This window comes from Vibrio sp. T9 (assembly GCF_003123985.1).
GTDB classification, from domain to species: Bacteria; Pseudomonadota; Gammaproteobacteria; order Enterobacterales; family Vibrionaceae; genus Vibrio; species Vibrio diabolicus.
On the sequence record NZ_NIGY01000001.1, the window covers coordinates 414,917 to 436,894 of the forward strand.

17 protein-coding genes are annotated in these 21,978 nt (G+C 43.7%); 10 read left to right on the forward strand and 7 right to left on the reverse strand.

All coding sequences use genetic code 11. The features are described 5' to 3' along the window. Nucleotides 1-73: 73 nt before the first annotated feature. The gene (locus tag CBX98_RS01835) at nt 74-1,342 is read right to left on the reverse strand and encodes a DUF945 family protein (protein WP_109168461.1); all 1,269 of its coding nucleotides are present in this window, start codon (nt 1,340-1,342) and stop codon (nt 74-76) included. A gap of 186 nt (nt 1,343-1,528) precedes the next feature. Between CBX98_RS01835 and CBX98_RS01840 the strand changes: the two genes are divergently transcribed. From CBX98_RS01840 to CBX98_RS01850, 3 genes are all read left to right on the forward strand, one after another. After that, a complete protein-coding gene (locus CBX98_RS01840) occupies nt 1,529-3,469 on the forward strand; it encodes an ATP-binding protein (RefSeq protein WP_109168462.1) in 1,941 nt (646 codons plus the stop codon). Beyond that, the gene (locus CBX98_RS01845) at nt 3,466-3,963 is read left to right on the forward strand and encodes a response regulator (RefSeq protein ID WP_012841921.1); all 498 of its coding nucleotides are present in this window, start codon (nt 3,466-3,468) and stop codon (nt 3,961-3,963) included. Before CBX98_RS01840 ends, CBX98_RS01845 begins: the two co-directional genes overlap by 4 nt. Nucleotides 3,964-4,252: 289 nt before the next feature. Continuing rightward, the gene (locus CBX98_RS01850) at nt 4,253-4,801 is read left to right on the forward strand and encodes a hypothetical protein (protein ID WP_005393208.1); all 549 of its coding nucleotides are present in this window, start codon (nt 4,253-4,255) and stop codon (nt 4,799-4,801) included. A gap of 190 nt (nt 4,802-4,991) precedes the next feature. Here the strand turns inward: CBX98_RS01850 and CBX98_RS01855 are convergent, their stop codons facing one another. After that, a complete protein-coding gene (locus tag CBX98_RS01855) occupies nt 4,992-5,579 on the reverse strand; it encodes a TfoX/Sxy family DNA transformation protein (RefSeq protein WP_005393210.1) in 588 nt (195 codons plus the stop codon). A 369-nt stretch (nt 5,580-5,948) separates the two neighbouring features. On the opposite strand from CBX98_RS01855, the gene CBX98_RS01865 reads away from it, so the two are divergent. From CBX98_RS01865 to CBX98_RS01885, 5 genes are all read left to right on the forward strand, one after another. Next, nucleotides 5,949-6,869 (forward strand): HDOD domain-containing protein, encoded by a 921-nt coding sequence (locus tag CBX98_RS01865; protein WP_005393212.1) that lies wholly within the window; start codon nt 5,949-5,951, stop codon nt 6,867-6,869. Between the two features lie 152 nt (nt 6,870-7,021). Continuing rightward, nucleotides 7,022-7,927 (forward strand): lysine exporter LysO family protein, encoded by a 906-nt coding sequence (locus tag CBX98_RS01870; RefSeq protein ID WP_006742620.1) that lies wholly within the window; start codon nt 7,022-7,024, stop codon nt 7,925-7,927. A 206-nt stretch (nt 7,928-8,133) separates the two neighbouring features. After that, complete coding sequence (locus tag CBX98_RS01875; RefSeq protein WP_109168463.1) at nt 8,134-8,646, forward strand: hypothetical protein; 513 nt, start codon at nt 8,134-8,136, stop codon at nt 8,644-8,646. A gap of 199 nt (nt 8,647-8,845) precedes the next feature. Beyond that, nucleotides 8,846-10,492 carry a pyridoxal-dependent aspartate 1-decarboxylase PanP gene (gene panP, locus CBX98_RS01880; protein WP_006742621.1) on the forward strand — a complete coding sequence of 549 codons (1,647 nt, stop codon included), beginning with the start codon at nt 8,846-8,848 and terminating at the stop codon, nt 10,490-10,492. A 311-nt stretch (nt 10,493-10,803) separates the two neighbouring features. Then, complete coding sequence (locus CBX98_RS01885) at nt 10,804-11,658, forward strand: MurR/RpiR family transcriptional regulator (RefSeq protein ID WP_005378021.1); 855 nt, start codon at nt 10,804-10,806, stop codon at nt 11,656-11,658. 77 nt (nt 11,659-11,735) lie between these two features. Here CBX98_RS01885 and CBX98_RS01890 read toward each other — a convergent pair whose 3' ends face one another. After that, on the reverse strand, nt 11,736-12,980 hold the full coding sequence (locus CBX98_RS01890; RefSeq protein ID WP_109168464.1) for an iron-containing alcohol dehydrogenase: 1,245 nt from the start codon (nt 12,978-12,980) through the stop codon (nt 11,736-11,738). Between the two features lie 377 nt (nt 12,981-13,357). Here CBX98_RS01890 and CBX98_RS01900 point away from each other — a divergent pair, with 377 nt between their 5' ends. Both CBX98_RS01900 and CBX98_RS01905 read left to right on the forward strand, forming a co-directional pair. Further along, nucleotides 13,358-13,624, forward strand: a complete 267-nt coding sequence (locus CBX98_RS01900) for a GrxA family glutaredoxin (RefSeq protein WP_005378026.1) — start codon at nt 13,358-13,360, stop codon at nt 13,622-13,624. A 174-nt stretch (nt 13,625-13,798) separates the two neighbouring features. Then, complete coding sequence (locus CBX98_RS01905; RefSeq protein WP_006742623.1) at nt 13,799-15,481, forward strand: aspartate:alanine antiporter; 1,683 nt, start codon at nt 13,799-13,801, stop codon at nt 15,479-15,481. Between the two features lie 76 nt (nt 15,482-15,557). Here the strand turns inward: CBX98_RS01905 and fabV are convergent, their stop codons facing one another. From fabV to nhaA, 4 genes are all read right to left on the reverse strand, one after another. Then, nucleotides 15,558-16,760 (reverse strand): enoyl-ACP reductase FabV, encoded by a 1,203-nt coding sequence (fabV, locus tag CBX98_RS01910; RefSeq protein WP_006742624.1) that lies wholly within the window; start codon nt 16,758-16,760, stop codon nt 15,558-15,560. A 174-nt stretch (nt 16,761-16,934) separates the two neighbouring features. Next, nucleotides 16,935-19,217, reverse strand: coding sequence for an acyl-CoA dehydrogenase (locus tag CBX98_RS01915; RefSeq protein ID WP_006742625.1), 2,283 nt, complete (start codon nt 19,215-19,217; stop codon nt 16,935-16,937). Between the two features lie 62 nt (nt 19,218-19,279). Then, a complete protein-coding gene (locus tag CBX98_RS01920) occupies nt 19,280-19,924 on the reverse strand; it encodes a TetR/AcrR family transcriptional regulator (RefSeq protein ID WP_005393225.1) in 645 nt (214 codons plus the stop codon). Between the two features lie 722 nt (nt 19,925-20,646). Then, complete coding sequence (gene nhaA, locus CBX98_RS01925; RefSeq protein WP_006742626.1) at nt 20,647-21,798, reverse strand: Na+/H+ antiporter NhaA; 1,152 nt, start codon at nt 21,796-21,798, stop codon at nt 20,647-20,649. Nucleotides 21,799-21,978: the final 180 nt, after the last annotated feature.

The following is a 21,978-nucleotide window of genomic DNA, read 5'->3' on the forward strand; positions in this document are numbered from 1 at the left end:
CAAGAAAAGAGGTCTTACGACCTCTTTTTAAAGACTAAGCGTTAAATTGGATTAATTCCGCAACAATACTTGGCTACTGTTGTTGCATCAAGGCGGGCATAAGTAGCGCCACTAATGGGAACTCATGTCCATTTTCGAACTTCAATTTACCGTCACCGATTTCTGCTTTGAGTTGATAACCGCCCTCGACTTTCTCGATCAACTCCATGATGAGCAGCTCATCGATTCCTTCTTGAATAAATGGGTAGTGCGTCACTAATTCGTCAGAGAAGTAAGTACTGAGCTCACCAGTAGTCGCCGTCATCAACTTCATTGGGTCTTGAGTAATGTGGTCAGTACCTTCAGGAATGGATAATTGCCACTCGTTATGGAACTTACCGTCACCAAACGCAAGTGAAAGCTCATTCACGGATAAATCAAAACCTTTGCTAAACAGCGTGTCAACATGCGGCAATAAGCTCGCAATTTCCTGCTCGTCTAACATTGGAGAGCTTTGATAGATAGACATAATTTGGTCAAATGACTGGCTATCCACATCTGCAATTGAGAAATCCAACTTAAAGTTATCGACATCCGTACCATCAGTTAAACGCAGTTTCTTAGCATCTAGGTTCAGCTGACTGTTCAGCTTATCACCAGACTCATTCATCGTAGTGTTGCCGCGGTAACTCGCATTCTCAATCAAAAAGACAGGCGTTAAGTTCGAATCAACCACATCCAGCTTCTCTAGAGAAAAAGATTGCTCACCCAGCCAATAGCCTTTTGCTTGCTTACCTTTACCCTGACCTGTCAATGCATTCAGATGAAGCTCTTCACCGTTTTCAAAATCCACTTGAACAGAAGGAACAGAAACTTGGTAATTGAGATCACCCAATACCGTCACATCCCCTGTCACTTTTGCAGGGCTTGTAGAAACAGAAACACCTTGCGCTTCGTTACGATAATGCCAACTGTCTAGGTCAAGGGTGAATGCCGTATTGCCATTTAGTTGAGTCTGACTGTGCATCGTGAGAGGCAAAAAGTCATTGTCCACCAATTTTGAATCTGCTGTTAGGCTTGTTAGACCGTGGCTTACATCACTGGTTACGTCAAACGCCGTTGGCATACCATCACGCTCTAGCTGCGTTTTAAGCTCAGGATCAACAACTGAATAACGAGTCAGCACGACTGAAGACAAATAGCCACGTTGATACTCGACCACTTCGCCTTTAATCATTTCATCATTCATATTGGTAATACCATCTTCAATGATGGACTGACCAATTTGTCCGACAGCCAATGGCCAACACAGCGCTAATGAGATAGCACCACCAATGGCGCCGATTTTTTTAAGATTTTGCATAACGTCACTTACTAGGTATTTTCGGTCAGTCTACCCCAAACCTTCTGCGGAGAAAACATTGAGACAAATCAGACTATTGATGCTTATTCTAGTCCATTAATCAGGAATCATACTTGGCTCCCACTCATCATGTCCTTTTATTGTTAAAGTTTGCGTGGCGAAGTTTTAACCGGAGCTAAAACATCTGTGAATCGTTATGCTGTGTTGTGTCTCGACAACAACCCAATCAGTGCTGAACAGTTTCGATTGGAGCTGTCTGCCTTCTCAAGTAAGTTTGATATTTTTTCTGTCGAATCGATAGAAGAGGCTCAAAGCGCTTTAGAGTATCTGGAAGAAAGAGAGCAGACTGTTGCTTTAGTTATAGCGAGCCATCACGCTCATTTTAATGGCGTGGATTTTCTTATTGGTTTAGACCGGATGCCGCATACCGAGCAAGCAAGAAAAATTCTTATTAGCTGCTCGTCTGATATAGAGGCAATTCTCACTGCCGTTAATGAGGGCAGGCTCGACCACTGCCTCACTAAACCTTTGCCAGATCACGTCTTATTTAACACAGTGCAAAAAGAGCTGACCCAATTTATATTGCGAAACGGTAAAGAAGACCTGCTAAGTTACAGTCAGATATTGGATCATCACAGCTTGTTGCGAGCGCACATCAATAATCAGATGAGCCATTATCAAGCGGGCTTTTTACACGACTACCACTCGATGTCTGATGCCGAGTTAGCCGAGCAAGTGATCTCCGCTCTCCAGCAGTTTTTCAAAGATAACGACGAAACAAGAGCGTGCCGTACATACTCACCTGAACACTTATTAACCGTGGAAGGCGAGCCAAATAGCTTTTTGTGGTTTATTACCGATGGTGAAGTGGCTCTGTACAAGCGCGATGAACAAGGCATGCAGCGAGAGGTTGTACGCCATAACAAAGGTAATATTGTCGGAGGCATGTCGTTTGTTACTGGGGAATGTTCTTTCTCGACAGCCCTAACGCTGACAAAGACAGAGGTCATCAAACTCGATCGCAACGTATTCAATAAAGTGATGCAAAGCGACTCAAACTTGCTGCCTCTTTTTACAAACTTGCTTTTACGCCACTTCAACCGCCGATTACAAAGAAGCATCAACACCAAGCTGCAACTTCAAAAAACGCTCGAATCGCTGGAGTCTGCCCACCAGCAACTCATTGAAAGAGAAAAAATGGCGATGCTCGGCCAGTTGGTTGCGGGCGTGGCGCATGAACTAAATAATCCGATAGCAGCGATATTGAGGGGCGTAGAGAATTTAACGCATACGCTTGCACGATTACTTAACGAAGTACCCAGTTCCGATATACAAATCAAAGGCATTGAGTTACTGAGCAAAGCTCAAACCGCAAAACCCGCTTCAACCGCAGAGCTCAGATCACGCGTTAAAGCACTTAATCATGCCCTTCCAGACCGAACACTGGCTAAGAAAGTGGTGAACCTTGGGCTAGAGTCAGATCACGAGTTACTCACTCAACTAACGAAAAAACAGCAAGTGTCTTCTCATGTTCTCGATACTCTTGAGCAATACCACAAAGCAGGTTCCACTCTTCGCTCGATTAACGTCTGTGCTGCGCGAATTGCAGATATGGTGAAAAGCCTTAAAGGTTACGCACGCTCAGATGATGAAGCCCAGCACTATGCTGATATTCATGAAGGTATTGAAGACACCTTGGTGATCTTCGAAAACAAACTAAAAATGCATCAGGTTTCCACTGATTATGCGGATTTACCTCCTATCCTTTGTCAACCAATCGCACTCCAACAGGTATGGACGAATTTGGTCTCTAACGCCATTGATGCATTTCCGGAAAAAGGCGTTTTAAAAATACAAACACGTCTTGCAGAAAAAGATCATACACATTACGCCGTTATCTCGTTTGAAGATAATGGGTGTGGCATTCCTGAATCGCAAAGAGAAGCCATTTTCGAGCTCAACTTCACGACGAAAAAAGAAGGCAACTTTGGTTTAGGCATTGGACTGTCCATCTGCCAGCAAATCGTGACAGCACATAAAGGATGGATTGACGTCGAATCAGAGCTCGACAAGTTCACACGAATGACAGTCTGGTTACCAGTCATCGAAAAAGGAGATGAAATATGACCAAGTATTTAATTTTATGTGTCGATGACGAACGAGAAGTCTTGGATAGCGTGCTCCAGGATCTCGCTCCCTTTGAGGAACATTTTATTGTCGAGGGAGCGGAATCAGTCACTGAAGCAAGGCAAGTGATCGAGGAGATGGCGGAAGAGGAAGTTCAGCTTGCGCTCATTTTATGCGACCACATTATGCCGGAGCAAACTGGGATTAGCTTCTTAATCGAACTCAGTCAAAATGGTGACACAAAAGCGGCCCGCAAAGTCTTACTTACAGGACAAGCCGGCTTAGAAGACACCGTTGAGGCCGTCAATAACGCAAGTCTGGACTATTACATAGCCAAACCATGGAGAGGTGAAGAGTTGAGAAAAGCAATCGTGTCTCAGCTTACTGCTTTTATGATTGCAAATGATGATAACTTACTATCTTGGACTCAAGTCCTTGATTCTGAGGCGATCCTCAATGCCATGGCTGAACGCAGAGCAAGCTTCGGCGAGTAATATGCGTGGCTCTAGCTTGAATGTCACCAAAGCCAGCTGATCCACGTTATTTCGCACAATAGCGCGAGTATGGAAAAGCATCACTATTTATCCGATTGATGCTCTTAGACGTTATGTATATGGCGTAGTTTTTGCTTAAACCCACTAACTATTAAGTTAATTGACAAAACATCGACACATTTTTGTTGGTCGTGGACCTTCCTTTTTATTATGATGTCGGACAAATCAGATTACGGTTCAAGTGGTTGCTTGAATCCATGGAAATAATGAACAAGGTTTATCGTTAGTTATGCGTAAAACACTATTAGCCGCTGCCTTACTAGTGGCATCAAGCCATGCCCTAGCCGCAAACGACCGCAATGCGCCAGCAACTATGAGCAACTTTAGCTACGACTATTTCGAAGCACGTATTGGCGCAAGTCCTGTGACATTTGGTGCTGGATTCAGCAAATCAATTCACCCTAACGCACATGTTATTGCTCGTATCGACTCTGAGTTTGAAAGTGATTTTGACTCAGCCGCTGGTTTTGGCTTTCATTCGCCACTAAACAACTGGGCTGACCTTACAGGTGAAATGCTAATGCGCGTTGTACAACCTTCAAGCGATAGCAGCACTGACGTAGGTATGGAACTGAACTTAGGTGTTCGTCAATGGTTAGGTCCTCAATTAGAAGTAGGCGGCAAAGTCGGCTACGTTTCTATTGATAACGATGACGACTGGACCGGTGCAGCATACGCTCGTTTCCACTCAACTGAGCTTTTCTCTCTAGGTGCTGAAGCGCGTATCAACGACTTTTATGGTGATCAGGTAATGTTCACCACGCGTTTTAAGTTTTAAGATTTGTGCTTTAAGAAAAGAGCAAATTAAAAAACAAAAACCGAGGCCCATGCCTCGGTTTTTTGTCTAATCTAATGACTAACTCAATGAAGTGGTCAAAAACTTCAATGTCCTTTTTCCGCTTTCAACACTTGCCTTTACGACCCGCTAACTCCATCAAAACGAGTCAATCATCGTGCGTTCAGCTTGCTTACTCACACAGCGCCAATAACTGCTTTTTACGCGGCTCTTGAATCAGTTTCCAATGAACACCGTCAGTGGCACCAGCGAATTTCCAAAGCAACTTAACATCAACGTCATTGCCATAAGCCACTTTAACTTTGTTGAAGACTTTTACAGGTCCAAGTTCTAAAAAGGTTTCTACGTCATCAACACCTGCTTTCTTGACCATTCGCTCAAGAGTTAACTGCATATTTGGCAGATCTCTCAAACGTCTACTGGCAGAAGACTTTTGATATTTTCGTTCCTTAATTGAGTATTCAATTGATTTTTGTACCAGTTCATCGAGTCCTGCATATCCGGATTCAAACAAATCTGTTACATCATAATAATTTACGGTTGCCGTCGTCTGTTTTTTGACGTGCTTATATTTTTCGCAATTCAGTTGAGTAAACACTTCGTCCAATCCATTACCACCACGTAAGTAGCAGCAATCATTGCTGACAAGCGCAAACATAGCATCATCGGTGAATAAACCGATACCACCGAACATAGAACGTTTTTGATACTCACTAAAGTTGCGTACATATTTAAAAAAAGCTTGGTCTGTCATGTCCATTGACCTCTTTAATCTGAATAAATTACCCCGATTAGCGATGTCACCAGATAAACAGCAGCTTATAGCGAATTATAAATGTCGATTTGTTGGCGATATTTTTGTGAGTTGTGCTCACCAACTTGCTTAATCATACTTAACGTTGAAAAATAAGTTAGGACATAGGTCACATATAAAAAAGTATATATTCAGCATACGTGATTAGTTTCACACTTATTATTCATGTGGTGATATTTTTTTGACGCACGGCATGCCCAAAACACGCCATCATTATGATCTCGCTGGCAATTACGAGCACGTGATACGCATTTAATTGATAAAGAATACGCTGTAAGGGTACACTGTACGAAAGATCTCAAGTACAGCGTCACAATGGAACATTTATCATTTTTTTGGCTGCCAAATAATAAAGATAAGCTTATAAACGCACTGGAATCCGAGTTTGCTCAGCTGGTAGAACAGTCCATCTCAACGGGTAAGATTTCATTACCCCCTATTCCTGATGTCGTGCTTAAAATTCAGCAGTTATGTGTCGAAGAACACACCACTATTTCAGATGTTGCTAACTGTTTGTTAGAAGATCCCGGCTTGGCGGCGGTCGTTCTACGAGTAGCAAACTCTGTAATTTTCAATCGTAGAAACATTACCTGCAACGACTTAACCACCGCGGTATCTCGCCTTGGTATACTACGCGTGCGTGATATTGTTACCGCACAAGCGATTGAACAACTTAAACATTCAGTAAATTTAACCAAAGAATGTAATGCTATCTTGGTGAAAAGTGCAGCGGTATCCCGAGAACTCGGTGCCGTCATGGTGATATTGGTTCAAGCGTTTCGTAAACACGAGCCAGGTACTTACGGGCACTTGGAGCAAGAAAAAGCATTGCTGGTTGGTCTGCTAGCCGATATCGGTTTGTTTTGTCTAATTAACGAGTACCACCTGTACTTAGATAGAGGCAATTACCTAGATCCTGAAATTGCGTTGCAAATCTTCCAAACTCGTTGTTCAGCAACAAGCAAACTGGTGCTCGAGCGCTGGGGATTTGACAATGACTTTAGAGAGGTCTCCTCAAACGAGAAGTACGAGCAAACGCGACCGGAAGTAAGTTATTTAGACATTGCAAGAATCGCGCATCACCTATTGATGTTCCGCAATCATGATGAACGCATTGATGAACACGAAGTTGAATTCAACTTAACAGGTGCAGAGGTCTTGTATGAACTCAGCAATATGAGTGATACTGACTTCAATGACCAAATACGTGCGGTGCTAAGTGCTAGCGGCTTGTAATTTATCGTTTTCTCACACCTAATTCGCGATAAACGATTCGCTCAAGGCTGAGCAGCGTTTGGTATTTGGTGAAATATCTCTCTAATTTCAACCGATAAATAATTTGATTTATGTGTGTTGGTATTATCTCAAAAAAGGAATCATAGAGCTTTATGTTCTCAGGGATGCTATTTATTTTCGCTCCACTTGTTGTGGGGTATCTAATTCCTATATCTCGAGCCTCGTTACTGGAGAAGATCAATCAATCAACGTCCTACCTTATTTACGTCATTTTGTCGTTGATGGGACTAAGCCTAGCAGCGCTCGATAACTTAAGTAGCAACTTACAGAGTATTCTCCTCTATGCGAGTACTTTCTTTTTATGTTTAAGTACCTGTAATCTGTTGGCGCTGCCTATTATCGATAGGATTATTCCTCTCCAGACCAATCAGAATCAAAAGAAGCTGCCACTATCCTCGATGGCTTTAGAATCAGTAAAGCTGATTGTTGTCGTTGGTGGCGGGCTAGTAGTTGGTCTGCTGTTACCCATCGATTTAAGTTGGGTGGATACAGCGAGCGAATGGATACTCTTCCTGCTCCTATTTTTTATTGGTATTCAGCTTCGCAATAGTGGTCTTACTCTTCGCCAAATTCTATTAAATAAACAGGGTATGGCCATTGCGGCAGTTGTGATCGCAACATGTATGCTTGGTGGCGTTATTGCAGCGATACTTTTGGACCTTCCTCTCTATCAAGCCCTCGCGATGGCTTCAGGGTTTGGCTGGTATTCACTCGCAGGAATTTTGATGGGAGACGCTTTTGGCCCCGTGTTTGGGGGGGCATCTTTCCTGATCGAATTGATGAGAGAGCTGGTCGCGCTGGTAGCCATTCCTCTCTTTATTCGTAGCTATCCGTGCACAGCAATTGGTTATGCAGGGGCAACAGCGATGGACTTTACACTACCTGTCATTCAGACTACAGGTGGTGTGCGTTGTGTCCCAGTTGCCATCGTTAGTGGGTTTATTTTGAGTTTACTGGTACCAGTTATGATGCTTTTCTTTGTATCACTTGCTAGCTAGATCTCAGGTTTTCGCTTTAACATCCATTACAATACGGCAAAAATTCAAATACCCAGTTAACGTCAAAGTGATCAAGGTTTTGGCAATAATCCGCTTTCCTTTTGTCAATTAGCCCAATGATTTATCACGACTAAAGAGAAAGAAGGGTGAAACATCAACTTATGTGCCTTGCGTTAATAAAGGGATAACAACCAGAAGGAAGAAGAATGAAACGCTTTGTCGTTGCAGCGCTCCTCGCTACAAGCTCAACTTTTACGTTTGCCGCAGATCAACAATGTCTTGCTAGCAAATACGACGGCTATGTTGATGCCTCACTACAGTGGTATCAAGATCTTGTTGATTTGACGGTTACACAGTATCCAGATCTAAAAGAAGTTAGCCAGTGGTTCTTGGACGGCCGTAAACATCACTTTGAATTAAACCGTGAAGCAGTTCACTATTTTCTAGAGAACGATCCTAGCCGTGTTGCAACAGAACAGCCAATCGAAGCATGGCTAAAATTGGAACAACACGACGTTAAGCAGCTAGCAAGCCGAAGTGATAAGTTAGGTGAAGTCGCAAAACAAACGTTTAGTGACCGTCAATCGACTAACCACCCAAAAAACTACGAGCTTCGTTCAGTATTCGCCGACCTGCTTAGCCATCCACAACAAATTGATGCCGCGCTTAATAAGTACAATCAGTCAATAGAGAAGATTGAAAAGCAGAAGTGTGATTAATTAATCGTTGGGGATGCTCGAAAACACCGAGTGTTTTAACACATTAAAATCAACGATTTTTTAATGTGAAGATTGTAACCCTCACCTAAAATTTTCATTTCAGCAACATGGGTTTCAACAATTAAAACGGGACTTTGCGCCCGTTTTAGTTTAGATTGTGCCGCTCGCATTACCAAAATAACTACAAAGATTCTTTGCTATGGTTAAGGAACAAAAAACCGCTGACGTTAGCTTTGAGAGCTTGCTAAAGATCTTCACTGTCCCAGAAGGTCCTGACTCAACGTTAACCAAAATTGACGAGAGCCTCTCGCGAAACCTAAATCAATTTCTTCGTGAACACATCGTGGCAGAAGAAAAGCCTTTACGCGAAATCGAAAAAGACTTTTCTTCTGCTCAGATTCCTGAGCAGCCAGAGTTCGTGTCAGATCATACAGAACACTTACTCGACACTTTGGTGTCGCACTCCGTTCACACTTCTTCACCAAGCTTCATTGGTCATATGACATCAGCACTGCCTTATTTCTTGATGCCACTGTCAAAGATCATGATCGCCTTAAACCAAAACCTGGTAAAGATAGAGACTTCTAAAGCCTTTACCCCGCTTGAACGTCAAGTTTTGGGCATGCTACATCGCTTGATCTATGGTCAGAGCGATACGTTTTACGATCAGTGGATGCATAGCGCAAACCACTCATTGGGCGCATTTTGCTCCGGCGGTACCATTGCCAATATCACTGCACTTTGGGTAGCACGTAACAAGGCGTTAAGAGCCAATGGTTCATTTAAAGGCGTTGAGAAAGAAGGACTATTTAAAGCCATGAAGCATTATGGCTACGATGGCTTAGCGGTATTGGTGTCTGAACGTGGTCACTACTCCCTTAAGAAAGCAGCCGATGTACTAGGTTTAGGTCAAGAAGGCTTGGTTGCGGTTAAAACGGATGCCAACAACCGTATTATTGTCGACGACCTTAAAGCGAAAATTGTTGAACTAGAGAAACAAAACATCAAGCCTATTGCTGTTATTGGTGTAGCTGGTACAACAGAGACAGGTAATGTCGACCCGCTACCTGAAATCGCAGAAGTCTGCCAAGCTCACGGTTGTCATTTCCATGTGGATGCCGCATGGGGTGGCGCAACACTTATGTCTAATCACCACCGTCACCTTCTTAACGGTGTGGAAATGGCAGACTCAGTAACCATTGATGCGCACAAGCAACTCTACATCCCGATGGGCGCTGGTATGGTTCTGTTCAAAGATCCTGACGCAATGAAATCCATAGAGCATCACGCTCAATATATCTTGCGTAAAGGCTCAAAAGACCTAGGCAGCCATACATTAGAAGGCTCTCGTTCGGGCATGGCAATGTTAGTCTATGCCGCAATGCACATCATCAGCCGCCCTGGCTATGAGCTGCTGATAGACCAAAGCATTGAAAAAGCTCGCTACTTTGCAGATTTAATCAAGCAGCAAGATGATTTCGAATTGGTTTCTGAACCAGAGCTTTGTCTCCTCACATACCGCTACTTGCCGCCATTCATCCGTGAGGCATTAGCAAAAGCGGAAGGTTCACAAAAAGAACAACTGAATGAACTGATTAATGAATTAACACAGTTTATTCAAAAGCGTCAGCGTGAAACGGGCAAATCGTTTGTTTCACGTACAAGACTGAACCCAGACCAATGGCAGCGCATGAACACGATTGTGTTCCGAGTGGTTTTGGCAAATCCGCTGACGACCAAAGAGATTTTGAGTTCGGTGCTTGATGAACAGCGTGAAATCGCCAAGCAAGCACCAAATTTGATGGAAAGAATTCAGCAGGTGGTCACTGATATCCAATCGTCTTAATGGCCCGAAAGAGTTACATCAATTTGAAATTTTTTTTCGTTTTGATGTAACTCAAACATCATTCTCGTGCGACTGGCGCAACAAAACATCGATTACACATCCAATTCTGTAGTTTTTACAACATTTTGTTTGAGGCCTGTCAAATTCTCACTAAATAGTATCCGTTATTGGTTTAGACTGATTGAAGATCAGGTTTATACTGATTCTATGGCGCTGGTTGTTTTCGTTAACGCCCCACTCTACTCTGGAATCTTCGTGTTTCCTTTCGTTAACAGAGCCAGCGAGTTGTTCTCTATACCCTCGTGAACACTATGAATACATTAGAAAAAATTCAAAAAAACCTGGAGAATTTCAGTAAGTCAGAGCGCAAAGTTGCGGAAGTAATTATGGCGTCTCCACAAACTGCAATTCATTCAAGCATTGCAACGTTGGCTAAAATGGCTGATGTTAGTGAGCCCACTGTAAACCGCTTCTGTCGTCGTCTGGACACCAAGGGCTTTCCAGATTTTAAGCTTCACTTGGCACAGAGCCTAGCCAATGGTACCCCTTACGTTAACCGTAACGTGGAAGAAGACGATGGCCCAGACGCGTACACCCATAAGATTTTCGAATCGACCATGGCGTGTTTAGATGTCGCGAAAAACAGCCTAGATCCAATGCAAGTGAACCGTGCGGTCGATTTGCTAACGCAAGCGAAGCGCATTTCATTCTTTGGCCTTGGTGCATCATCTTCTGTAGCCCGAGACGCACAAAACAAGTTTATTCGCTTTAACATTCCAATTACTTGTTTTGAAGACATTGTCATGCAGCGCATGAGTTGTATTAACTGCAGTGATAATGATGTTGTGGTTCTTATTTCTCACACAGGTCGAACGAAGAGTCAGGTCGAAATAGCAAACCTTGCTCGTGAAAACGGCGCGACGGTCATTGCGATTACAGCAAAGGACTCACCGCTAGAAAAGGCAAGTTCACTCGCTATTACGCTTGATATTCCTGAAGATACCGACGTCTATATGCCAATGGCGAGTCGAGTTGTACAGATGACGGTGATTGATGTACTGGCAACTGGCTTCACACTTCGCCGTGGTACAGGTTTCCGTGAGAACCTAAAACGCGTAAAAGATGCGTTGAAAGACAGTCGCTATGACAAGCTAAGTCAGTACTAAGTCCTGCTGTTTAGTGAAAGATTTAATAAAGGGGTGCTCGACGCTCCCCTTTTTTCAATGTGCTTTAGATCAATACATCAACCCAAGTCGTTCACACTCGATAAGTCCGTTCTTGATTCAAGCACTTCTACAGAGCTCACGTGTTGTGTGCTCTCTGCCACACACTCTCCACTGCAATCACAGACTTGCTGCAATATGTACATCAAACGTTCCTGATTAAGGGGTAACGGGTTGCCTTTGATCGCCATCGACTTAAGCGCATCGTTCGCCACTTGTTCAAAAGAAGTTTGGCATACTCCGAATTGGCCAAGTAACGGCAACGCTAACTTATCTAACACCATATTTACCCAAAGAACCCCATCGTGCTCATTCGCGTTCGCACGATCGGTAACCAATTGGGCAAGTTTACGATAACGACTTATCACATCATTCCTGCCAGCGAGCTTCGCGGCGTTAATATTTTCCTGCATCACGTGCGGTGCAAGACGCGCCGTGATCACGCTGTGGGGTGCATCTAACTTACCTCCTAACGCCGACGCCAGCCCATGCGCAGCACCTAATTTGGCATTAGTTATGGCCATACCACCAAGCAACGCAGCGAACGATAAATCCGACCGAGCCTTATGATTATCTTGCTTACAAGCAGCAATCACTGAACGGCTTAAACGACGAAGTCCCTCTTCGCACACCATATCTGTAAGAGGGTTTGGCTCACCACACACATACGCTTCCATCAAATGAGTGAACGCATCCATCGCGCCACGCCCGGATGTGTATTGATCGGTTCCATATGTGAGCGTCGGATCCACAATGGCAACGTCTGCCAGCATATCAGGGCTTCGAAGACTCACTTTCACTTTATCTTGTCCAGACTTCAACACCGCATTTCGGGTTACCTCTGAACCCGTGCTTGCTGTCGTAGGAATTGCAATAAAATGAAGAGGTTTTGCCTTTAATGGTACGTTTCTTCCTACCACCTCGACGTAGTCGTAAACATTGCCTTGATTAGGAATAATAGCGGCTAGAGCTTTACCCATATCGATGACACTGCCACCGCCAATAGCAATCACCATATCAGGTTGGAATTTTCTACCGAGTACCGCGGTCTCTTCTACCATTGTGATATAAGGTTCGCCATTGATTGCTACGTGTTGGTAACGCATATTTTGAGCTTTAAGGTAGTTAATGATGGGCGTGGCTCGTTGGGTATCCTTCCCGGTTACCAGCAAAACACTGTAGCCAAATTGGTTGATAACGGATAATGAAGACTGAAGTGCACCTTCACCAAATATAATCCTTGTTGCAGTCATAAACTGAAACATACACATCCTCCCAAAATAATATACCCAAATAACCTCTTGCCCTCTGATTTAACACTTATGTAAGAGTTGAAGTCATTTGCGTATAGCCAGGTTAGATTGCTATGTTTTTGAATAAAAAAAATTGACCAATTCCACCTTGCCATCATTAACCCCTTAAAATGTATGTTTTTTATGCGTCACTTCACATACTTTATAGCCATAGAATAAGGGAGCGCGTTTAGTTTTTATTCGATAGATTTCACCTATAGAACCAAGAGGTAATTGCCGCTTTATTTCCGTATCTGGATCGGGCATAGTTACTGCAACAAAAGAGAGCGCACTCAGCCGCTATGTTTTGTACGCTTTCAAAAAAGAATAGATTTAGGAGAAATAAGATTATGTTCGTTGTTATCTTTGGTCGCCCTGCATGTCCTTTCTGTGTTCGTGCAAAAGAACACGCAGAAACGCTAAAAGCGAAGCGTGACGACTTCAACTACCGTTACGTTGATATCCATGCTGAAGGTATTTCTAAAGCAGATCTTGAGAAAACAGTTGGTAAACCAGTTGAAACTGTTCCTCAAATCTTTATCGACCAAGAGCACATCGGTGGCTGCGACGAGTTCGAAGCATACGCGAAAGAGCACCTAGGTCTATTTGACGAATAATAAAGACAGTTTTTAAGAAAGCCGCTTCATGCGGCTTTTTTATTATTTTTCAGTTGGTTATTACCTTACGTCAACTAATGGTAAAACCTAAAAAAATTCACTTATCTTTTTGCTATATTTAGTTACAATTCGCAATTCTTAATCTTTTTGGCACACACTTTACCGAGCCACACAGTGAACATAGACGTCGTATACCTTCTTGAGCAAAACCCTATCCTTCTAATCTTCGTCGTATTAGCCATTGGCCTTGCCATCGGAAAAATCCGATTTGGCAAATTACAACTAGGCAACTCCATAGGCGTTCTAATTACCTCGTTGGTAATGGGTCACCTTGGCTTCTCATTCAATGCAGAAGCATTAACCATTGGCTTTATGCTGTTTATCTATTGCGTTGGCATTGAAGCTGGACCAAACTTTTTTGGCATATTCTTCAGAGATGGTAAGCATTACTTTATTTTAAGTATGACCGTTCTCGTGTCCGCAGTCAGCTTAACGTATGGCTTGAGCCACTATTTCGGCCTCGACTTTGGCTTGTCAGCCGGTATGATGGCCGGCGCGTTGACAGCAACACCAGTGCTAGTTGGTGCTCAAGATGCTCTTAACTCTGGCCTTGCGACTATACCGCGCAATATGGATTTTTCTTTGGTATTAGAAAATCTATCCGTGGGTTACGCGATGGCTTATCTGGTCGGCCTAATAAGCATGATCATGTTCGCGAAGCTGTTGCCAAAACTACAGAAGCAGAATCTGTCTGATTCTGCGCAGCAAATTGCTCAAGAACGTGGCCTTGGAAATTCAAGCCAAAGAAAAGTGTACTTACCGATTATTCGTGCTTACCGAGTCGGCCCAGAATTGATTGACTGGACTGACGGTAAGAACTTGCGTGAACTGGGTATTTATCGTCAAACTGGCTGTTACATTGAACGAATCCGCCGCAATGGTATTCTCGCCCATCCAGATGGTGATGCCATTTTGCAAGAGGGTGATGAAATTGCACTGGTTGGCTTCCCTGATAGCCATGCTCGCTTGGATCCTAGCTTCCGCAACGGAAAAGAAGTATTTGATCGTAACTTGCTTGATTTGCGCATCGTTGAAGAAGAAATTGTCGTAAAAAGTGACGCTATCGCAGGCAAGCGTTTATCTGATTTAAACTTATCTGAGTTTGGCTGTTTCTTAAACCGCGTGGTACGTGCGCAAATAGAAATGCCGATGGACTTAGACATTGTGCTCGCTAAAGGTGACGTCCTTCAGGTGAGCGGCGAGAAAAGCCGAGTACATGGACTCGCGGAAAAAATCGGTTTCATCTCGATCCACAGTCAAATGGCCGATTTACTCGCTTTTTGCAGCTTCTTTATTTTGGGTATTCTGTTTGGCCTCATCACGATGACATTCGGCCAGGTTTCGTTCAGCTTGGGTAACGCGGTAGGTCTTTTGTTATCTGGTATTACACTTGGTTTCTTACGAGCAAATCACCCTACTTTCGGCTATGTCCCGCAGGGGGCGCTGAATATGGTCAAAGATTTGGGTTTGATGTTCTTTATGGTGGGAATAGGTCTAAGTGCAGGCGGAAAGATGTTCGAGCACTTGACTCAAGTTGGTCCAAAAGTGATTGGTTTAGCATTCATTGTTAGTGTTGTGCCTGTGGTATTGGCCTATTTAGTGGGCGCACACATACTCAAGATGAACCGTGCCCTGCTCTTCGGTGCCATTATTGGTGCCCGAACTTGTGCCCCAGCTATGGATGTCGTCAACGACTACGCTAAATCCACCATCCCAGCTCTTGGCTATGCGGGTACCTATGCGATTGCCAATATTCTGATGACGTTGGCCGGTACAATCCTGATAATATTAAGTTAATAACTTTGACTGATGAAAGCAAAAAAGGCGCTCAATGAGCGCCTTTTGTATATCGGTTGTCTAATCAGTCATTCGATTAGATTTGGATAAAATCAGCTTCAACCGCTGGATTTACATCCGCTTCGTAATCTACGCCTTCAACACCGAAACCAAATAGTTTCAAGAACTCTTCTTTGTACTCTACGTAGTCAGTCAGTTCTTTTAGGTTCTCAGTCGTAATTTGAGGCCATAGCTCACGACAGTGCTGCTGAATGTCGTCACGAAGTTCCCAGTCATCCAGACGTAGACGGTTCATCTCATCCACTTCTGCTGCGCTACCATCTTCTTTGTACAGACGTTGGCTGAACATACGGTAGATTTGTTCCATACAGCCTTCGTGTACGCCTTCTTCGCGCATTTTCTTGAATACCATTGCAATGTACAGTGGCATAACAGGAATTGCGGAACTTGCCTGAGTTACAACAGATTTAAGTACAGCAACATTTGCACTGCCGCCTGTCGCTGCTAACTTGTCGTTTAGCGCTTTCGCCGCACGATCTAGGTCCATTTTCGCTTTACCTAGTGCGCCATCCCAGTAGATTGGCCAAGTTAGCTCAGTACCAATGTAGCTGTACGCGACTGTCTTACAGCCTTCAGCAAGAACACCAGCATCAGACAGTGCATTGATCCAAAGCTCCCAGTCTTCACCGCCCATAACGGTTACTGTGTCTTTGATTTCTTCTTCTGTTGCAGGCTCGACACTTGCTTCGATGATCACATCTTTGTTGGTATCAACAGCAGTTGATGTGTAAGTTTCACCGATAGGCTTAAGCGCTGAACGAACTAGCTCGCCAGTTTCTGGCATTTTACGTACTGGGGAAGCCAGTGAGTAAACCACCATATCGATCTGACCTAAATCTTCTTTGATCAGTTCGATAGTTTTCTGTTTCGCTTCATTTGAGAAAGCGTCGCCGTTTAGGCTTTTTGCGTACAGGCCTTCTTCACGCGCTAGCTTTTCAAAAGCAGCTGCATTGTAGAAACCTGCCGTACCTGGTTTCTTCTCAGTGCCTTCTTTTTCGAAGAAAACACCGATAGTTGATGCACCGCCACCAAATGCCGCAGCGATACGAGAAGATAGACCGTAGCCACTTGATGCACCGACAACAAGAACGCGCTTAGGTGCGTTTTTGATTGGGCCTTGCGCTTTAGTGTACGCAATTTGTTCTTTTACGTTAGCTTCACAACCAACAGGGTGCGTTGTAGTACAGATAAATCCACGAATTCTAGGTTTGATGATCATATTCAACTTCCTTTAAAAAACCTTGTTAGGATAAAAGTTTCGTCGGGATTTCGCATCTAATTTCTGTAAAAATGCTCTGAAAAGGCAAGTGGTTGGAGCACTATCCCAACATCCACTCTGCAAGAACACAAAAAAGCACCTCATTGAGGTGCTTTTCTTAGTATTAACGGTTTACTATGCCGCCGGGTTCAAATGCGACTTTTTTGGGCAATCGGTTCGTACTTCAGAAAAGTCATGACTAAAGTGGTCAACTTGAATCGCCTTGTAACGCAATTTGTCTGCCGCCATGATTTGGTCAATTTCTTGCTCAGTTAACACGCCAGCTTCAAATGCTTGCTGCAAACGGTCGTGTAAAAGACCTTTACGAGCCACTTTCCCATCCTTCGCCGCCTTCATAAGCTTACGCTCTAATGGTTTGATTTCGTACATTGCGAGGAAGGCATTCTCCATTAAGCCTACGCTGTCGTCGTCGGATTTTCCGATGTAGCAAAGATGCGTGAGTCGATCACGTTGTGCTCCTGGCGTCATCATTGCTTCCGCCAGATTCACACACAGTTCATCGCTTGGCTTATTAAAATGATTACCAAGTGGGAACAATAACCCTTTCAGCACACCGCCAACGTATTTCACAGGGAAGTTGGTATAAGCCTCATTTAATGACTTAGATGCGTTATACAAACAATGTTGCACGGCGTAGTGGACAAAATCTAGATCGCCTTGTTGACGTCCTTCATCTTCATACTTTTTCAGTGCGGCAGACGCCATATATAGATAACTTAAGCCATCACCCAGACGTGCGGAAATCATTTCTTTACGCTTCAAATCACCGCCTAGTGTTAACATCGCGAAGTCAGCACTAACAGCAAGCGCTCGGCTTAATCTTGTGATTTCTTTGTAGTACTGCTGTGTTGGGCCACTCATGTGTGCTTTAACAAACCGAGAACCAGTTAGCGCCGCGCCAAATGCACCAAATGTATTGCCTACCGCATGTTTGATGTGTTTAAAGAGCAAGTTGTCAAATTCTTTCGCCCCTTGTTCAGAATCTGGATTCGCTGCGGCTTCCATTTCTTTCAGTACATATGGGTGACAACGAGTCGCACCTTGACCAAAAATCATCAGGTTACGAGTCAGAATATTCGCACCTTCAACAGTGATAGCAACTGGAATACCGAGATAATGTTTAGCAAGATAGTTCATTGGGCCATCTTGAATCGCACGACCTGCATGAATATCAAACGAATCATTTAGAATAGTACGCGCAATTTCCGTCATGTGGTACTTGGCAATCGCGGTTACAATCCCAGGTTTTTCTTTCATATCGAGAGAAGTCGTCGTCAGCGTACGCGTCGCTTCTAGTAGGTAAGTAAGACCACCAATACGCCCCATAGCTTCTGCGACACCCTCAAACTTACCGATCGACATACCAAACTGTTTACGTACGTAAGCATAAGCACCGGTTGTACGTGTAGTAAGGTGGCCAATCGCTGTGCCAAGCGCTGGGAGAGAGATACCACGACCAGCAGAAAGACACTCAACCAGCATACGCCAACCTTTACCTGCGTAATCAGCGCCACCGATCAACCAGTCCATAGGGATGAAGACATCTTCACCACGAGTCGGACCATTCATGAATGCAGAACCCAGAGGATCATGGCGCTCGCCTATCTCGACACCTTCATGGTCAGCGGGGATCAATGCACATGTGATTCCAACCTCTTTCTTATCACCAAGTAGCCCTTCTGGATCCTGTAGCTTAAATGCTAATCCGAGCACTGTCGCCACTGGCGCAAGTGTGATGTAGCGTTTATTCCAGCTAACTCGCACGCCAAGCACTTCTTTGCCTTCGTGAGTGCCATAACAAACTACGCCTTGATCTGGTATACCACCGGCGTCAGATCCCGCTTCGGGCCCTGTTAATGCAAAACAAGGAATGTCGGTACCATCAGCAAGACGAGGCAACCAGTAATCTTTTTGCTCTTGCGTACCATAGTGCGATAAAAGCTCACCTGGACCAAGAGAGTTCGGTACCATTACCGATACCGCAGTGCTGATGCTACGAGTCGCAATACGAGAAACAATGGTTGAGTTCGCTAAAGCGGAAAATTCACGACCACCATACGCTTTTGAAATGATCAGTGAGAAAAATCGCTCTTTACGTAAGTACTCCCATACTTCAGGCGGTAAATCCCTGTCTTCTTTGACAATCTTCTGGTCATCAAGCATTTCTAGAAGGGTTTCAAGCTCATTATCCATAAATGACTGCTCTTCTGCTGTCAGTGTCGGCGTTGGATAATGGTGCAATGTAGTGAAGTTAGGCTTGCCTGAAAATAGTTCGGCATCCCACCACACACTACCCGCTTCCATCGCCTCTTTCTCGGTGCTAGAGAGAGGTGGCAATACTTTTTTGAACACTTTAAAAGCTGGGTCACTAATCCATTTTCTTCGTAGAGAGCTCATAGTTCAGATCCTTTTGTTCACGTAACCGCTCTGGGCATAATTTTATTATTGGTTTAACTTTCTTATTTGTCTTGTGCCAACTGCTTCGCTGACATTCCTGCTGACAAATAAGGAATCAGTAAATCGACGACAGATTTCACATCGACTTCCTTTTCAAATTTACTTTCAGCAAGCTCCGAAAGAGCCTGGCTTGAAGCCATCGTAAATACGCAGGTACCTAGCGTGAAGTGCAGTCGCCAAAACAGCTGCTCCTCACATAGTTCCGGGTTTGCCTTCATTATCGAGAAGGTGAAGAGGTTAAGTACCTCTTCATATCGAGTGGTGATGAACCAACGCAGATGACCTTGTACGTCTGTGTAACCACGGCCAATTAACAACATGAATAATGCAGTACCATTGGGGCGCACATCATTTAATGTACGCAAAGGTAAACGCAATGACTCAAAGACGTCGTCCATGTCGTAGCTATCACGCGTATTTAACTCAATTAGTGAGGTTTTAATGCTCGGCATGAGCGCTTCTAGGTATCTATCTAAAACCGCTCTAACTAGCGTTTTTTTATCGCCAAAGTGATAATTTACCGATGCTAAGTTGACGTTCGCTTTACCTGTTATCGTTCTTAGCGAAGTATCATTAAAACCATGTTCAGCAAAGAGTCCTTCTGCGACATCGAGTATTTTTTCTTTTGTTGATGTTCTCGGGGCCATTTTAATCACTCGTATTAAACAACTGTTTGAAAATATACTCCTGAAACTTTAGATTAACAAATGATTAACATCACACTTTCACCAATTGGTCTGACCAGAACTTAGAAGGTGTGATCTAATCTTTTGAATTTAAGTCTAATAAGCAAATGATGCTCGCCTGAAGAAAATGACCAAGTTTCGCAAACCATCGTATTTGAAACGCTAGCAATGTCGTTGGGCGGTCGGAGCAGGAGGTGCGGGTTTGAAATGCAATTTAAGTTTATAGCTACTATAGAAAAGAGGGCTATCGAGTTTCAAACCGCCATTAAGTTGGTTACGCTGTTCGCCTCTTCTCTTACTTCTTTACGATACAAGCGGGCAGAAAGAATTAAATCGAATTTTTTTTGAAAAAAAATGGAACTGTTTGGAAAAGGCTCGGTCTGAATAAATGTAACAACTAGGGCATTTTAAGTTTCACTGGCCGTCAAACTTGTTTCCATCTAATTGTTACGTTGCTGCTTTTTTCTTATTAACTCCTATGTTTGTATCCGCCCAGTCAAATTTTCGGCTGGGCTTTTTTTCGCCCGCAGATCTACCACCTACTTTTCGATGATTCCGTTCATCTCCATGGTCTAGACATCCGCTCAATACGAAAGTGTCGCTATTAAGTCGCTGATGTACTGAACTATGGGTATAAAAAAGCCTCCCGATTGGGAGGCTTTACAAAATAGCGCATTTTTATCTTACGCTTGCGCTTTCTTAGGCAAAGAAAAGTGCAGTAAGGCATAGCCAAGTAATGCTGCTGTCGTCGAACCCATTAAGATGCCTAGTCGAGCATAGGTATCAAATTCAGGACTTACATTTCCGAACGCTAAAGAGGAAATGAAGATAGACATTGTAAAGCCAATACCACACAACACAGATACCGCAAAGATATGCTTGAAGTTAACCCCTTCAGGTAACTTAGCAACGCCCATTTTTACCGCTGCCCAGCTAAAGGTAAAGATACCTAGAGGCTTACCAACCAGTAGACCCAAAGCAATACCGAGTGGCAGCATTGAAGTCAGACCTGACATCGATACACCTTCTAACGAAATCCCCGCATTGGCAAATGCGAATAGGGGCAGAATACCAAATGCCACGTATGGGTGAAGCGCGTGCTCCATATGTTTAAGTGGAGAATGTTCGCCCTGCTTTCCCTTTAGTGGGATAGCAAAGCCAATCACTACACCTGCCAATGTTGCGTGAACACCGGATTTAAGCACCGCGAACCATAAGATCGCACCGACGATCATGTATGGCGTAAGTTTTGTTACTTCCTTCGCATTCAACATGAATAGGACACCAGTCATGATGAAGCCAACAAGCAACGCCATGGTCGACAGGTCACCGGTGTAAAATAGCGCGATAATAACAACCACTCCTAAATCATCGATGATAGCAAGCGCCAGCAAGAACACTTTTAGGCTTACTGGTACACGCTTACCTAATAACGCCATGATACCTAAAGCAAAAGCGATATCTGTCGCCGCTGGAATTGCCCAACCAGAAATCGCCTCAGGATCGTTGGCATTAAAGGCTACGTAAATAAGAGCAGGAGCTAACATACCGCCAACCGCTGCAATCGCAGGGAAAATTGCGGTTTCTTTTGATTTTAACGCACCTTCAAGTAGCTCTCGCTTAACTTCAAGGCCAATGAGTAAGAAGAAAACAGCCATTAGGCCGTCATTAATCCAGTGAGAAACTGACATACCAAATACATAAGTATGCAGTACAGATTGATAAGTTTCGCCCAGCGGTGAGTTAGCAATGGTCATCGCAATTGCCGCGGCAATCACGAGAAGAATACCACCAGCTGATTCCATTTTGAAAAAGTCACGAATGACATCGTTCATGGTTTCGTCCTTATATTTATTATCTTAATAAACGATTAACAAAGAATGATAAGAGTGTATAGCGGTCGAAAACTTTAGAATAATCGCTTCTTCAGAGTATAAACTTCGTTTTTTCCGATATGAAGTTTACTATACATCGTATTTTCCAACATAACACTCAATTTTGATCACAGCGCGTAC